The organism is Clostridium frigoris (assembly GCF_018861865.1).
Classification (GTDB): Bacteria; Bacillota; Clostridia; order Clostridiales; family Clostridiaceae; genus Clostridium_AD; species Clostridium_AD frigoris.
In genome coordinates, this window is the sequence record NZ_JAHLDV010000047.1 from 1 (window position 1) to 15,204 (window position 15,204).

The following is a 15,204-nucleotide window of genomic DNA, read 5'->3' on the forward strand; positions in this document are numbered from 1 at the left end:
AACATATTTATTAAAACATTAATTTCTATTGAACCGCCGTGTACCGAACGGTACGCACGGTGGTGTGAGAGGTCGCTAAATAAACTAATTATTTAGCTCCTACTCGATTTTTTAAAAAAAATCACAAGAAAAAATTAATTAAATAGAATAATAATGGGGGGTGTTTTTATGTTAAAGAAATGTCAGGTTTCATTTGGTGTTTTAATTATGTTATTATTTATACCAAAGAATGTATTCGCAATGCACATAATGGAAGGATTTTTACCTCCGAAATGGTGTATAACATGGGGTGCAATATGTATACCATTCATTGTTGTTGGTTACTTTTCGATAAAGGAAAAAATAAAAATAGATCCAAGGCTTAAGATGTTAATTGCAATGGTAGGAGCATTTGCATTTGTTCTATCAGCACTTAAAATACCATCAGTTACAGGAAGTTGTTCGCATCCAACAGGGGTAGGACTTGGTGCAATTTTATTTGGGCCTACAGTAATGAGTGTACTTGGCTTAATAGTTTTGATTTTTCAGGCGTTACTTCTTGCACATGGAGGACTCACAACTCTTGGAGCTAATACTTTTTCTATGGCTGTAGTTGGGCCAATAGTATCTTACAGCGTATATAAACTTTTAAAGAAATTACATGTATCAGTATCAGTATCTATATTTTTCGCTGCTATGCTTGGTGATTTAATGACATATGTTACTACTTCTTTTCAACTCGCGGTGGCATTTCCGGATAAAATAGGAGGATTTGTAGCATCACTTGTAAAGTTCATGAGCATATTTGCGGTAACTCAACTTCCACTTGCAATAAGTGAGGGGATACTGACAGTTATAGTATTTAATCTCTTAACTAAATATAATAAGGAAGAACTTAAAGAATTAAAAGTTATATCAGAGGAGGATTAATGAAGATGAGTACCGAGAAGAAAATTAAGAAAAATAGCATGCTTAAAAAGAATTTGATACTTACTGTTTTGGTGGTTGCTATTGCTGTTATTCCCTTATTATTTCTAAAACATGCTGCGTTTACTGGTTCAGATGATCAAGCAAAAGAAGAAATAATAAAAATTGATGCAAATTATAAACCTTGGTTCTCATCAATCTGGACACCACCAAGTGCTGAAGTTGAAAGCCTTTTATTTTCACTACAAGCGGCTATAGGCTCTGGAGTTGTATGTTTTTTCTTTGGGTACTCAAAAGGAAAGGCAAAAGGAAAGGCAGAAGCAAAGTCAGTGGTAAAAGAGAAAGTAAATGAAGGTGAGAAAAATTGATTTCTATAGATAAGTTAGCGTATATTTCAAAGCTTAAGAATGTTAATCCTATGGAGAAATTTATTTTTTCAATGGCTACAATAATTGTATGTATATCACTTAATAACATAGCTGACTCCATAATAATATTATTACTTATGGGTTTTATAACGGTTTATAAGGGAAAATTACCATTAAAGAATTATATTGAGTTAATGTCCATACCTTTAGTTTTTTTGATAATGGGTGTTATAACAATAGCAATAAATGTAGCAACAAGTAGTAAGGGCTTAATATTTAGTTTTAGTATTTTTAATGTTACCTTAGGATGCACTTATGATAGCTTAATAACTGCGGCAAGATTATTTTTCAAGTCACTTGCAGCAGTTTCTTGTTTATATTTTTTAACATTAACAACACCAGTTTTTGAAGTTTTATCAGTGCTTAGAAAACTTAAAGTACCTAAATTGTTTGTTGAATTAATGGGTCTTATATATAGATTTATTTTTGTTTTATTAGATACTGCTAATATGATTTATATATCACAAAGTTCAAGGCTTGGATATTCAACATTTAGAAGAGGTTTTAATTCATTAGGTAATTTGGTTACTTCATTGTTTTTAAGTGCCTATAAGCGTTCGCAAGATATTTATATGGCTATGGAATCAAGATGTTATGATGGAGATATAAATTTATTGGAAAATCATTATGTGACTTCATATAAAAACATATCTCTAATCATATTAGTCGAGGTATTTTTAATAATTATAAGTTTTAGCAAAAATATTATGTTTTCGTAAACAAGGTAAAATTTAGGCCCCAGGGAGATGATGTAATGAGTGAATATATATTAGAGACAAGAAATTTAAGTTATAAGTACCAAGATGGGACTAAAGCATTAAACAATATAAATGTAAAAATAGAAAAAGGTAAAAAAGTATCATTTGTTGGGGTTAATGGTTCAGGTAAATCAACTGTATTTCTGAATTTCAATGGTATTTTAAAACCAACTAAAGGTAGTGTAATATATAAAGGAAATGAAGTAAAGTATAACCAAAAGTCATTATTAGAGTTAAGAAAAAACATAGGTATAGTGTTTCAGGATCCTGAGAATCAACTATTTTCTGCGAGTGTTTATCAAGAAGTTTCATTTGGTGCAATGAACTTAAAGCTAAGTGAGACGGAAGTAAGGCGAAGGGTAGATGCTGCACTTATGGATGTGGGCATGTATGAGTATAAAGATAAGGCAGTACATTTTTTAAGTTATGGACAAAAAAAAAGAGTGGCAATTGCAGACATACTTGTTATGAATCCAGAAATAATAGTATTTGATGAACCTACTTCAAGTCTTGACCCTAAGCATTCAAAACAAATTGTGAAAATATTTGATGATTTAAACCAAAAGGGGATAACTGTTATCTTATCAACTCACGATGTAGAACTTGCATATGCATGGTCGGATTACATTATAGTGCTTAAAGATGGTGAAATAGCTAGAGAAGGTACGCCGCAAGAGATTTTTTCGGATGATAAACTAATACATGAGTGTTACCTTGAAAAACCATTTATTCTTGAAGTTTTTGAAAAGCTGCGAAGTAGTGGGAAAATAGATTCAAGCTCAGCTGTGCCTAGAAATAAACAAGAGCTTTTTGAAATAATAAATTCTAAGGGTGAAATTAATAATTGTTAAAGGTTTACAGTGATATTTATTGACATAACTAAGCTAATGTTATAAACTTATTTTGTAGAAATATATAAATTTCATAATCAATGTGATTATTTTATTAGAAATATTAGTAAAAATTGAATAGATTTTTTTAGGTGCCTTTTATTAATTGTTATTGTCATAGCTGTAAATCAGCTATGACAATAGATGATGAGTTGGGTGAAAAGGGAATGTGGTGTAAGTCCACAGCAGCCCCCGCTACTGTAATTGACAGCAAACTTTATAATTGCCTGGTGTATTAAGGTAAGTAATAGGGATGCGCTTATCAAGAGTCAGGAGACCTGCCTAAATTAGTAATATTAAGCTTTCGGCGGGAAAAAACTTGTAGGTTTTAAGTTAGTGCAATGAAAAATTGCATATAACAGCAGGTGTGACAGCTTGCTGTTTTTTATTTCTTTAAATGGGAATATAAAGAAAATAAAAACAAGAGGGAAGGGAGAAAAAAGTAATGGCTAAAATAATGGTTCAAGGAACAGCTTCATCTGTAGGCAAAAGCATATTAGTTACAGCGTTATGTAGAATTCTAAAGCAAGATGGGTTTTCTGTATGCCCTTTTAAGTCACAAAACATGTCATTAAATTCTTATATTACATTGGATGGAAAAGAAATGGGACGTGCACAGGTACTCCAAGCATATGCTGCAGGTCTTGAGCCAGAAGTATTTATGAACCCAATACTTCTAAAACCTACCTCGGACAAAAAATCTCAAATTATAGTTAATGGAAAAGTTTATGGAAATAGTACAGCTATGGAATATCATAATATGAAACTAAAATTTAAAGATATGTTAAAATCGCAGTTTGAAGAATTAGAAAAGAAGTTTGATATTATAGTGATGGAGGGAGCAGGTAGCCCTGCAGAAATCAATTTAAGAGAAAGAGATATAGTAAATATGGGAATGGCAGAACTTATAGATGCTCCCGTAATACTTGCTGGAGATATAGATAAGGGCGGTGTGTTTGCATCACTTGCAGGAACTATGCTTTTACTAAAAGAAGATGAGAAAAAAAGAGTTAAAGCTACTATTATAAATAAATTTAGAGGAGATTTAGAAATCTTAAAGCCTGGACTTACAATGCTTGAGAATATTATACATATTCCTTGTGCAGGGGTAGTTCCTTATTTTAGATTGGATCTTGAAGATGAGGATGGGGCAGTAGAATTTAATAAGAAAATTACTGCGCCTATTGATATAGTTGTAATAAAACTTCCGCATATATCAAACTTTACAGATTTAGATGCATTGAAGGCAGAGGAAGATGTATCAGTTAGATTTATTACAACTAAAGAGGAACTAGGAAATCCAGACTTAGTTATAATACCTGGGACTAAAAATACTATTGATGATTTAATTACTATAAGAGATTCAGGACTTATGGATGCAATTAAGAAGTATAGTAATAAAGGAACAATATTAGGTATTTGTGGAGGATACCAAATGCTGGGTAATAGTTTAAGTGATCCAAGCGGTGTAGAGGGGAGTCTTGATAAAATAGAAGGAATGAAGCTTTTAGATATAGATACATTATTTGAAGAAGAGAAAATAACTACAAGAGTAAAGGCTCGTAGCATTAACATGAAAACCAGTAATGTTAAAACTTATGGTTATGAAATACATATGGGCAAATGTAGTTATGGTGAAAAGGCGAAACCTCTTTTTGAAATATATGATAGAAATGCTGATAATACTTCTATGCAAGGCAACATTGTTACATCTTTTGATGGCGCAATAAATAGGGATGGAAATGTAATGGGTACTTATATTCATGGTGTGTTTGATGGAACAGAATTTAGAGAATATATCATGAATACCTTAAGGGTTAAAAAATCTATAAAACCTAAAAAGTCTAAGACTTATGAAAGCCTAAGAGAAAAAGAAATAGACAAGCTAGCAGACATAGTAAGAAAGAATATAGATATGAATATGATTTATAAGATTATCGGAATAAAAAAGAGAGACTAATTAGTGTTTAAGAAAAATAAGATAGTGAGGAATTATAATGGGAATAATATTTCAAATGAATATAATGGATCTTATTTGCGCAATTTTATTGGATTTATTAATTGGAGATCCATATTGGTTTAAACATCCAGTGATTTATATAGGCAAACTTATTAAGGCTTTAGATAAATTAGGCAGAAAGTTATGTAAAACTCATAAGCAAATTAAAATATTCGGAGGAGTTATCGTAGTTATAGTAGCATTTTTTAGTTTTTTAGTTCCGTTTATAATTTTAAGAATGTCTATAAAGTTTTTTTGGGTATATAATATTCTTAATATCATTTTGCTTTGGACAACAATAGCAACAAGGTGCCTCCACAAGGAAGGCATTAAGGTTTATAACTCTTTGGTTAAAAATGATATTGATGACGCAAGAGTTAAATTATCGTATATTGTAGGAAGAGATACTAAAAATCTAAGCGAGGATGAAATAGTTAGAGCAGATGTGGAGACAATAGCGGAGAATACAGCGGATGGTGTTATAGCGCCCATATTATATGCAATACTAGGGGGAGCTCCACTAGCCATGATGTATAAGGGTATAAATACTATGGATTCGATGCTTGGATATATGAATGAAAAATATAAGTATATAGGATTCTTCCCAGCTAAAACTGATGATGTATTTAATTATGTGCCCGCGAGAATAACTGGATTTTTAATTTGCCTTGCAGCTCCAATTGTTAGGGGAAATATTTTAGAGAGTATAAAAGTAATGATAAGGGATAGGAAAAATCACAAAAGCCCAAATTGTGCTTACCCTGAAGGCGCAGTGGCAGGAGCTATGAGAGTCCAATTAGGTGGAACAAACGTATATTTTGGAGAGCAAATGTATAAACCAACTATAGGAAATAAAATAAAAGATTTAGGTAGGGAACATATCATTGACACAATAAAATTAATGTATGGATCATTATTCTATTTAACATTAATATGCGTGATATATGAGATATGCCAATATATATAAATAATAAATGCAAAATATGAAGTATGAAATATGAGATATAAAACATGAGGCACGAAACATTAGTAATAGTGAAGTATTTTTGGAGATGATATAATGATACAACTTATAGGGCTAAAACATGATGTTAAAATAGAAATTAGAGAAAAACTTTCAATTATACCTAAACGCCAAGAAAGGGCTCTTGCGGCTCTTGTTAATATTTGTGACGAGGCGGTTATTTTGAGCACCTGTAATCGGACAGAAATATATTTTAGGTCAAAAGATGAAGATATTGTAAAGAAAATATTTAATGCTTTAAATTGGGATGAAACTTTAATAAAGTGTGTATTTAATTATAAGGGAGAAAAAGCAGTACAACATTTAATGGAGGTAGTTTGTGGGTTTGATTCGCTTCTTCTTGGAGAAGACCAAATACTAGGTCAAGTTAGGGATGCGTATGAAGTAGCAAAGGATTTTGGGGCGACTAAAAAGGAATTTCAAAGACTTTTCGAAAATGCCATTGCTTGTGGCAAAAATTTTAGAACTAAATCTAAAACAGGGGAAATACCAGTTTCTTCGTCATCAATGGTAGTTAAAAAAGCAATAGACCTGGGACACAAAAATTTTATGATATTAGGTTATGGTACGGTTGGACAATTAACAACGAAATATATACTAGAAGGAAAAATAGATTCACTATATATTGCGGTTAGGGATTCTCAAAAGGTTGATATAGAAGACCCAAGAGTAAAAATAATACCTTTTAATGATATACAAAAACATTATGAAAAGGTAGATTGTCTTATATCTTGTACTACAGCGCCTCATACTGTGGTTCGTTTAAATGAGTTGCCCAGCAAACAGTTATTATTGTTTGATTTAGCTGTGCCAAGAGATATTGAGGAAATAGTAAGTGAAAATCCACTATATGAAGTGTATGATATAGATAAGATAAGTGATATTCATGATGCTAACTTTAAAACACGTAAGGACTCAATGAAAAATAATAGATACATTGTGGATAAAGCCATAAAGGAATTTATAGAGTGGAAAACTACAGAGGAGTTATCACCTTTTATTAAACTGATAAAACATAATGGTGAGGATATATATATGGAGAGGCTTGCAACTTTTAAACATAAGAAAGAGACCAAGGATAATGAGAAATTAGCAGAGATTTTATTAAAGAGCACTTCAAATGCCTTTGTAAACAAGGCTATACAGGTTTTAAAGGAGGAACATTTGAAGGGGAGGTCTAAGGAATGCGTGGATATAATAAGCAGGATTTTTCAGCAATAAATTATACCATGATTTCACTTCTATCTAGTAAGATTAATATACTTATCGTAGGTGGTGGAGAGGCTGCTTTTATAAAATGTAGAACATTTTCAAAGGAAGGCTGTAATATTACAGTAGTTTCAAAAGAGTTTAGCAAGAAATTTTATGAGCTTCAGGATGTTTATAACGTAAAGCTTATAAAAGATGAATATAAAAAGGAATATATAAAGGCTTATGTTGATATTAATCATATTGTAATTATTGCAACAAACAATAATATTGTAAATGAATCTATAAAAAATTACTGTGATGAAAAGTGTAAGTTATATCTAAACTGTGAAGATTTCACTCAGGGGTTAGTAGTAAAACCAGTTCAAAGGGATACTTCTAATATAAAGTTTGCATTACATACTAAAGGTGGTAGTCCTAAAACATCACTATTTATGTCAAAAATTATAGAAGATAAAATTTATGAATATTCGAATTTTATAGATTATACGTGTAGTATTAGAAATATAGTTAAGAGTAGACCCGAAAAAAAAGAAATCATGAATTTTGTATGTAGTGAGGACTTTTATTTTTTCTATACTAAGGATGTTCATAATATCATCTTAGAAATGTTTTATGGAGTTTTATAAAATTTGAATTGATATTAAAATCAGATAATATAGGTGATGATTTGAGGAGGTCAAAGTTTTGAAAATTAATATAGGAACTAGAAGAAGTGAGCTTGCACAAGTTCAGGCAAATACTGTTATGGCTATGATTAAAGAAAAGTTTGATATTGATTCAGAGAAAGTGCTAATTGAAACAAAGGGAGATAAAATTCTAAATGTTACTTTGGATAAAATCGGTGGTAAGGGACTTTTTGTAAAGGAAATAGAGTCTGAAATGCTAGAGCAAAAAATTGATATGGCAGTGCATAGCATGAAAGATGTCCCTTATGATGTGCCAAAAGAATTCGAAATAGTTGCGATTCCAGTAAGGGAAGATGTTAGGGATGCATTTGTTGCCTTTAACGACATTAGTTTCTATGACTTACGTGAGGGTGCAAAAATAGGTACCAGCAGTATAAGAAGGGGTGTGCAGCTTAAAATACTAAGACCTGATTTAGAAATTGTACCTATAAGGGGCAATGTACAGACTAGAATAGCAAAAATAAAGAAAGAAAATCTAGATGGAATAATCCTTGCAGCTGCAGGGCTAAAAAGGCTAGGTATGGAAAGTATAATTACTAATTATTTTAGCGTAGATGAGATAGTGCCAGCAATAGCTCAAGGTGCACTAGGAATAGAAATGGTTAAAAACCATCCTCATTTAGCTATGATTAAAAAATTAGACTTTTATGATGCTAGAATATGTGTAGATGCCGAGCGAAGTTTTATGGCAGCGCTTAATGGAGATTGCCACGAGTGTATAGGAGCATATGCTTATCTTGATAATGATTTTATGCATATGATTGGAGTGTACAGAGTAAATGGAGAAATAGTTAAAAAACAATTATCAGGAAATAAAAATGATTATATAAGGCTGGGAAAAGATTTAGCGAAGATGATACTTGAAAACAATTAGTAACATGTAAATATAAGGAGGAGATTCGAATGGGAAAAGTTTATTTAATGGGAGTTGGTCCAGGAGACGAAGAACTTATAACACTTAAGGCAATAAGAGCGCTTGGGAAATGCACAGTCGTTATGTATGATAGACTTGCAAGTACTAGCATACTTAAATACTTAAAAGCAGATTGTATTATATATTATTGTGGAAAAGAGCCAGGATGCCATTATAAAACTCAGGAAGAAATAAATAATATGTTAGTAACTCTTGCTAAAGAAGGTAACACTGTTGGAAGAATTAAGGGCGGAGATCCATTTGTATTTGGAAGGGGTGGTGAGGAAGCCTTAGCACTTATAGAAGAGAATATTGAATTTGAAGTTATACCAGGAATAACCTCACCAATTGCAGTATTAAGTTATGCTGGCATACCTATAACTCATAGAGGGATTGCTCAAAGTTTCCATGTATTCACAGCAATGAGCGCAGAAAAATTAGATATCGATTGGAAGGCAGTTGCAAGTCTTGGTGGAACTTTAGTGTTTATGATGGGATTTAAAAACTTAGAAAAGATAGCACAAAGTCTTATATTTAGTGGGAAAAGTAAGAGTACTCCTTGTGCTGTAATAATGAGAGGAACTACATCTAAGCAAAAAAAGGTAGTAGGTACTTTAATAGATATTATAGGTAAGGTTAAAGAATCAGAAATATCTTCTCCTTGCATTATTGTAGTAGGAGAAGTAGTCCAGTTTAATGATCAATTTAATTGGTATGAGAAGAAACCACTATTCGGCAAGAATATCTGTATAACTAGATCGAAGGCCCAAGCAAAAGAATTAAGAGAAGAATTAATAGATTTAGGAGCAGAGGTACTTGAGATAAATTCTATTGAATTTAAAGATACTTCGAGTAACTTAGAAATATGCAAGGGAAGACTTACGGGTTATGATTTCATAACATTAACAAGTGTCAACGGAGTTAATTACTTTTTTGATTACTTAAGAGATAGTAAATTTGATGTTAGAAAGCTTAAAGCTAAAATTGCAGCAATAGGACCAGCTACTGCAAAGGCCATTGAGAGCAGAGGTTTAATGCCAGATATTGTGGCAGATGATTTTGTTGCAGAGAGTTTGTTTGATAAAATGAAGGGTTATGTAAAAGAATATGACAAGATTTTAGTACCTAGGTCAAAAGATGCAAGGCCTTATTTGGTTGAAGCATTAAGAAATGTTGGATGCATCGTTGAGGAAATTTTCACTTATGAAACGGTATGTGGCAAATTAAGATCTGATAATGAAATTAAGGATGTAGATGTAATAGTATTTACTTCGCCATCAACTGTGAAAAATATGATTAAGATGGTAGGTATTGAAACGATGCAGTCTAAAAAAGCACTTGCTATAGGACCTATAACTGAAAAAGCATTATTGGACGTAGGTATAAAAGCCACTGTATGTGATGTTTTTAGCATGGATGGTGTTATAAGTAAACTTTTATTAATGTAATGATACTAAAATGTGGATAACATTAAAATTGCAGCTTTGAAAAAGATGATTTAACTAGGAGTGGATAACTTTGTTTAAAAGAAATAGAAGATTAAGAGAAACAAAATATATAAGAGATTTAGTACGTGAAACAGTATTAACTCCATCAGACTTTATATTTCCTATATTTGTAGTAGAGGGTGAAAACATTAAAGAAGAGATATCTTCAATGCCAGGGAATTATCATTTTTCACTAGATAGACTTCATGAGATTATCCAGGAGGTTGAAGGCGCTTGCGTACGTGGAGTAATTTTATTTGGATTACCAGATCATAAAGATGAAGTAGGGTGCGGCGCTTACGATAAAAATGGCATAATTCAAAGAGCAGTTAAAAAGATTCGCACAATATCAAAAGATTTAGTTATAATAACGGATGTATGTATGTGTGAATATACAAGTCATGGACATTGTGGAATACTAGATGGCACAAAGGTTGATAATGATAAGAGTCTAAAATATATAGCAGAAATAGCGTTATCTCATGCAGAAGCTGGAGCTGATATTGTAGCACCATCTGATATGATGGATGGACATGTTGCTGCCATAAGAGAACTTTTAGATAGTAATGGATATAAAGATGTATTAATAATGGCTTATAGTGCAAAATATTCTTCAGCATTTTATGGCCCATTTAGAGAAGCTGCTAATTCAACGCCTCAATTTGGAGATAGAAAATCATATCAAATGGATCCAGCAAATATAAGAGAAGCAATGAGAGAAATAGATGCTGACATCGAAGAAGGTGCAGATATAATAATGGTTAAACCAGCGTTATCATATTTAGATGTAGTAAGATGGGCTAGGGATAGACATGATGTGCCAGTAGCCGCTTATAGTGTTAGTGGAGAATTTGCAATGGTAAAAGCTGCTGCAAAGATGGGCTTTATTGATGAGAAAGCTATAGCTATGGAAATGCATTTATCTATGAAAAGAGCCGGAGCAGATATGATAATTACATATTATGCAATTAATTTATGTAAGTGGCTAAAGGAATAGGCGCTAACTTAGGGTTTACTATTAATCAAATATTTAGAAAAGAGGATGTTACTATGAGAAATTTAGATATATTTAATGAATCAAAGAAGTATATGCCCGGTGGAGTTAATAGCCCAGTAAGAGCATATAAAGATGTAGCCGTAACCCCTCCTATTATTAAAAAAGGTAAGGGAGTCTACATTTATGATGAAGATGGTAATAAATATATAGATTTTGTATGCGCTTGGGGTCCTATGATACTTGGGCATTGTGATGATGATGTAGTAAAAGCTATACAAAACACTGCGGCAGAGTCTATTGCCTTTGGTGCATCTACTGAGTTAGAATTAAAACTCGCAAAACATATTTGCTCAACTGTAGACAGCGTTGAGATGATTAGAATGGTTAATTCGGGTACAGAAGCTACTATGAGTGCAGTAAAACTTGCAAGAGGTTATACGAAAAAGAATAAAATGATTAAATTTGCAGGATGTTATCACGGACATGCTGGTGGATTTTTAGTTGAAGCTGGTTCTGGAGTGCTTACTGAGGGAATACCAGGCTGCGCAGGGGTTCCTAAAGAAAGCATAGTAAATACATTAATAGCAAATTACAATGATATAGAAAGTGTAAAAGTCTTGTTTGAGAAATATAGTGATGATATTGCCTGCGTAATTATTGAGCCAGTAGCAGGAAATATGGGAGTTATTCCAGCAGATAAAGAATTTTTATTAGAACTTCGAAAAATATGTGACAAATATAATAGCCTACTTATTTTTGATGAAGTAATGAGTGGATTCAGAGTTGCATACAAAGGTGCTCAGAGTATATATGGAATACATCCTGATTTAATTACTTATGCAAAAATCATGGGAGGCGGACTTCCTTGTGGTGCTTATGGTGGTAAAAAAGAAATAATGGAGATGTTATCGCCTATGGGACCAGTTTATCAAGCTGGTACAATGTCTGGAAATCCAGTTGTAATGGCAGCAGGTTATGCAAGTTTAACTAAGCTTTATAACAATCCAAGTGTTTACGAGAACATGGAAAAGCTTTCAGAAAAACTTCAAAAGGGATTACTCGAAATTGCAAAAGAAAAGGGTATACCTATGGTAGTCAATAGATGTGGTTCAATGATCACAGCTTTCTTTACAAACAAAAAAGAAGTTAAAAATTTTGAGGATGCTAAAACTTGTGATGCAAAATTATTTGCAAAATATTTTGAGCACATGATTAAAAGTGGGATAAATATTGCACCTTCTCAATTTGAAGCAATATTTTTATGCACTAAACATACGGATAAGGATATTGAATCATTCTTAAAGGCCTTTAAGAGTTTTGAATTATAAAACTTAGAAATAACCTTATCTGCTAGGTTCTTATTTTTAGAAAAAATACTCAAGTGGTTTTAAATTAATCACTTGAGTATTTTTTAACGATGATATGTTATTTAATTTCATATTTATCAAAAGTTACAAATATATGTTTATTAAGTTGAATACCCTATTAAGAGAAAATAATTTGTGGTATAAAAAAATAATCTCGTATACCATATGCAAAATTATTATAAAGGGAGTGTTTTTATGCAAACATCTGGATTTTTGTCTGTTTTACAACAGATTAATTTTATGGTAGAAGATCCTGCTGGAATCAGCGGTTTTGCTAGCGAATGTATAAGAATCATTGCAGTCGTAACGTTTTTATTTACATCACTACAATGTTTCTTAGGATATAAACTGTTTAAGATTTGGGTTACTGTTTGTGGATTTTTTACATTTGGAATATTAGGCGGGTTAATTAGCAATACTATTTCAAACAATGCAGGTATAATAGTATTCATTGGTACACTATCCGCTTTGTTAGGAGCATTTATAGCATTTAAATTCTATAAAGTAGGTGCTTTTATACTTTGTGGGTTTATGGGATTTTTATTAGGTTATGTACTTACCCAAACTGTGATATTAGGAATTATTATGGCATTGATTTTAGGAGTATTAAGTGTTTTTTTTGTAAAACCAGTAACAATTATTTCCACAAGTTTATCAGGGGGATTAATTGCGGGGATAAGTTTAGCTAGAGTATTAGGCATAAACAGCTTAGCAATTAGTATAAGTATAAGTATTTTGTTTGTTATATTTGGAATGCTAGTGCAATTTGCAACAAATAAGAAAACTATTAATGTAAATGGAGATAACTTACAAAATAATGCTTTAATTATTCCATTACTAAAACCAAGTAATAATTTTTTGACAAAAGTAAAAAATAAAATTGAAATAGAAAATTCAATTGTTATGGAAAATGCAAGTGGGCTAACTTTGGATGAAGTATCAGTGAATCTTGAGGGAGCATTAAATTCCCTTAAACCTTTAAAATATATAATGCCATTTGTTGAATATATTTTATACTTTGTATGTTTCATAGCAATTATATATCCTTTATTCATAGCCAGTGGGATAATAGACGGAAGTATTTCATTATTACTAGTTATAGGCATTTTATGTTTTGCAAAGAAAAAATATAATGCTATTGCTATAGCTTTCTCATTTGTTACAATCTCGAAATTAGTAATGATAATAATGATACCTTCTTCTACAAATAATTTAACTATTGTATTAATTGATACAGCAATTACAGGATGTATTTCATTTATAGGATTGAAATATTTTTTTAAATCAGAAAGTGTAGTTAATTTTAAAAATAGGTTGATAGAGTTCTTTAACAAACAAAGAATAATTCAAAACAAGCAAAGAAAAAAGCTACATCAAGAAAACCAAATCAAAGAAATTATGCTTTGCTGGAATTGTGGTGAAGTGAACAATATAAATGATAATTTTTGTAGAAACTGTGGTGGAAGATTATCTAAGGAAATAAAGCAAATTACGGATAAAGATACTGGGGAAGAAGCGTTTATAAATCATATTGAAAAGTGAAAAACCAATTCTGGTATAAATTAAAAGAACATTTTTGAAATATATGCTTCTGTTGTATAATAGAAATATATATTATAGCGGAATAAAATCAGGGGGTCAAAAAACATGAAGTTTATTAAGGATGATGAATTTATACGAGGCAATTGCCCAATGACTAAGGAAGAAGTAAGGATATTAAGTGTAGTAAAGCTTGAGATAGAAGATAATTATAGGGTGATAGATATTGGTGCTGGAACAGGATCTGTAAGTATTCAGATAGCTTTAATATGCCCAAATGGTGAAGTTATAGCTATAGAAAAAGATAATGAAGCATTAGAGGTTTTAAAACAAAATAAAGAAAAGTTTAAGACAAGTAACCTTGAGATAATAAATGGCCAAGCTATGGAGATAGAAGAAAAAATTATAGGAGAATTCGATGCTATATTTGTTGGTGGAAGTGGTGGGAATATAGCTGATATTATTGGAAAATATGGAGATAAACTTAAGAAAGGTAAAAACATTGTTTTGAATTTTATAACTATAAATAATGTATATAAGGCTATGGAAGCTTTAAAAGGGTTGAATTATGAAGTGGAATGTGTACAAATTCAAGTAAGCAAGACAAAAGGTAAGAGTTATATGTTAATGGCCAATAATCCTATATTTGTGGTAACAGGAAGAAAAAATTAAAAAGTGTATCCCTATGACGTTCTCCTGCGTGACTCTAAATAAGAGTTTGAAACATGAAATTTCATTAAGAAATTCTAATCTTTTGTTAGTAAAAATTCTTTATCGCTCACATTCGACTTGCAGCCGGTTCGCTAGACTGCCTGTGGCAGTCTTACAAGAATTTTTACTTATAAAAGAAGAATTTCTAAATGGAATTTCAATTGTTTCTGCTCTTCTTATTTGGAGTCACTTCTGGAGAAAGTCATATTATTATTATTATTATTATTATGTATTTATTCTAATATAAATCTAAGAGTTATGCCATATAAAGAAAACGATAAACTAAA

The 15,204-nt window shown here is 31.4% G+C and carries 14 protein-coding genes and 1 riboswitch; all 14 genes read left to right on the plus strand.

Translation table 11 applies throughout. From position 1 onward, the window contains the following. Window positions 1-168 precede the first annotated feature (168 nt). On the plus strand, window positions 169-909 hold the full coding sequence (locus tag KPL37_RS15310; protein ID WP_216150763.1) for an energy-coupling factor ABC transporter permease: 741 nt from the start codon (window positions 169-171) through the stop codon (window positions 907-909). A 5-nt stretch (window positions 910-914) separates the two neighbouring features. Then, window positions 915-1,274, plus strand: coding sequence for an energy-coupling factor ABC transporter substrate-binding protein (locus tag KPL37_RS15315; protein WP_216150802.1), 360 nt, complete (start codon window positions 915-917; stop codon window positions 1,272-1,274). After that, window positions 1,271-2,053 carry a cobalt ECF transporter T component CbiQ gene (gene cbiQ / locus KPL37_RS15320; protein ID WP_216150765.1) on the plus strand — a complete coding sequence of 261 codons (783 nt, stop codon included), beginning with the start codon at window positions 1,271-1,273 and terminating at the stop codon, window positions 2,051-2,053. The genes KPL37_RS15315 and cbiQ overlap by 4 nt, the downstream gene beginning before the upstream one ends. A gap of 35 nt (window positions 2,054-2,088) precedes the next feature. Then, a complete protein-coding gene (locus KPL37_RS15325; RefSeq protein ID WP_216150767.1) occupies window positions 2,089-2,943 on the plus strand; it encodes an energy-coupling factor ABC transporter ATP-binding protein in 855 nt (284 codons plus the stop codon). A gap of 134 nt (window positions 2,944-3,077) precedes the next feature. After that, a riboswitch (cobalamin riboswitch) is annotated at window positions 3,078-3,282 on the plus strand. A gap of 145 nt (window positions 3,283-3,427) precedes the next feature. Next, window positions 3,428-4,942, plus strand: coding sequence for a cobyric acid synthase (locus KPL37_RS15330; RefSeq protein ID WP_216150769.1), 1,515 nt, complete (start codon window positions 3,428-3,430; stop codon window positions 4,940-4,942). A 61-nt stretch (window positions 4,943-5,003) separates the two neighbouring features. After that, on the plus strand, window positions 5,004-5,948 hold the full coding sequence (gene cbiB / locus KPL37_RS15335) for an adenosylcobinamide-phosphate synthase CbiB (RefSeq protein WP_216150804.1): 945 nt from the start codon (window positions 5,004-5,006) through the stop codon (window positions 5,946-5,948). A 93-nt stretch (window positions 5,949-6,041) separates the two neighbouring features. Continuing rightward, window positions 6,042-7,226, plus strand: a complete 1,185-nt coding sequence (gene hemA / locus KPL37_RS15340; protein ID WP_216150771.1) for a glutamyl-tRNA reductase — start codon at window positions 6,042-6,044, stop codon at window positions 7,224-7,226. Then, the gene (locus KPL37_RS15345; RefSeq protein WP_216150773.1) at window positions 7,190-7,843 is read left to right on the plus strand and encodes an NAD(P)-dependent oxidoreductase; all 654 of its coding nucleotides are present in this window, start codon (window positions 7,190-7,192) and stop codon (window positions 7,841-7,843) included. Before hemA ends, KPL37_RS15345 begins: the two co-directional genes overlap by 37 nt. Before the next feature lie 58 nt (window positions 7,844-7,901). Next, window positions 7,902-8,777, plus strand: coding sequence for a hydroxymethylbilane synthase (hemC, locus tag KPL37_RS15350; protein ID WP_216150775.1), 876 nt, complete (start codon window positions 7,902-7,904; stop codon window positions 8,775-8,777). 29 nt (window positions 8,778-8,806) lie between these two features. Continuing rightward, window positions 8,807-10,264: a uroporphyrinogen-III C-methyltransferase gene (gene cobA / locus KPL37_RS15355; RefSeq protein WP_216150777.1), complete on the plus strand. Its 1,458-nt coding sequence runs from the start codon at window positions 8,807-8,809 to the stop codon at window positions 10,262-10,264. A gap of 70 nt (window positions 10,265-10,334) precedes the next feature. Then, window positions 10,335-11,300 carry a porphobilinogen synthase gene (gene hemB / locus KPL37_RS15360; protein ID WP_216150779.1) on the plus strand — a complete coding sequence of 322 codons (966 nt, stop codon included), beginning with the start codon at window positions 10,335-10,337 and terminating at the stop codon, window positions 11,298-11,300. Between the two features lie 53 nt (window positions 11,301-11,353). Beyond that, complete coding sequence (hemL, locus tag KPL37_RS15365) at window positions 11,354-12,628, plus strand: glutamate-1-semialdehyde 2,1-aminomutase (RefSeq protein ID WP_216150806.1); 1,275 nt, start codon at window positions 11,354-11,356, stop codon at window positions 12,626-12,628. A gap of 234 nt (window positions 12,629-12,862) precedes the next feature. After that, window positions 12,863-14,209, plus strand: coding sequence for a TM7S3/TM198-like domain-containing protein (locus KPL37_RS15370; RefSeq protein WP_216150781.1), 1,347 nt, complete (start codon window positions 12,863-12,865; stop codon window positions 14,207-14,209). Between the two features lie 105 nt (window positions 14,210-14,314). Beyond that, window positions 14,315-14,878 (plus strand): precorrin-6Y C5,15-methyltransferase (decarboxylating) subunit CbiT, encoded by a 564-nt coding sequence (gene cbiT, locus KPL37_RS15375; protein WP_216150783.1) that lies wholly within the window; start codon window positions 14,315-14,317, stop codon window positions 14,876-14,878. Window positions 14,879-15,204 lie beyond the last annotated feature (326 nt).

Coding starts and splice junctions, on each gene's coding strand:
- KPL37_RS15310 (WP_216150763.1), top strand. CDS start 169: ATGTTAAAGAAATGTCAGGTTTCATTTGGTGTTTTAATTATGTTATTA.
- KPL37_RS15315 (WP_216150802.1), top strand. CDS start 915: ATGAGTACCGAGAAGAAAATTAAGAAAAATAGCATGCTTAAAAAGAAT.
- KPL37_RS15325 (WP_216150767.1), top strand. CDS start 2,089: ATGAGTGAATATATATTAGAGACAAGAAATTTAAGTTATAAGTACCAA.
- KPL37_RS15330 (WP_216150769.1), top strand. CDS start 3,428: ATGGCTAAAATAATGGTTCAAGGAACAGCTTCATCTGTAGGCAAAAGC.
- hemA (WP_216150771.1), top strand. CDS start 6,042: ATGATACAACTTATAGGGCTAAAACATGATGTTAAAATAGAAATTAGA.
- KPL37_RS15345 (WP_216150773.1), top strand. CDS start 7,190: ATGCGTGGATATAATAAGCAGGATTTTTCAGCAATAAATTATACCATG.
- cobA (WP_216150777.1), top strand. CDS start 8,807: ATGGGAAAAGTTTATTTAATGGGAGTTGGTCCAGGAGACGAAGAACTT.
- hemL (WP_216150806.1), top strand. CDS start 11,354: ATGAGAAATTTAGATATATTTAATGAATCAAAGAAGTATATGCCCGGT.
- KPL37_RS15370 (WP_216150781.1), top strand. CDS start 12,863: ATGCAAACATCTGGATTTTTGTCTGTTTTACAACAGATTAATTTTATG.
- cbiT (WP_216150783.1), top strand. CDS start 14,315: ATGAAGTTTATTAAGGATGATGAATTTATACGAGGCAATTGCCCAATG.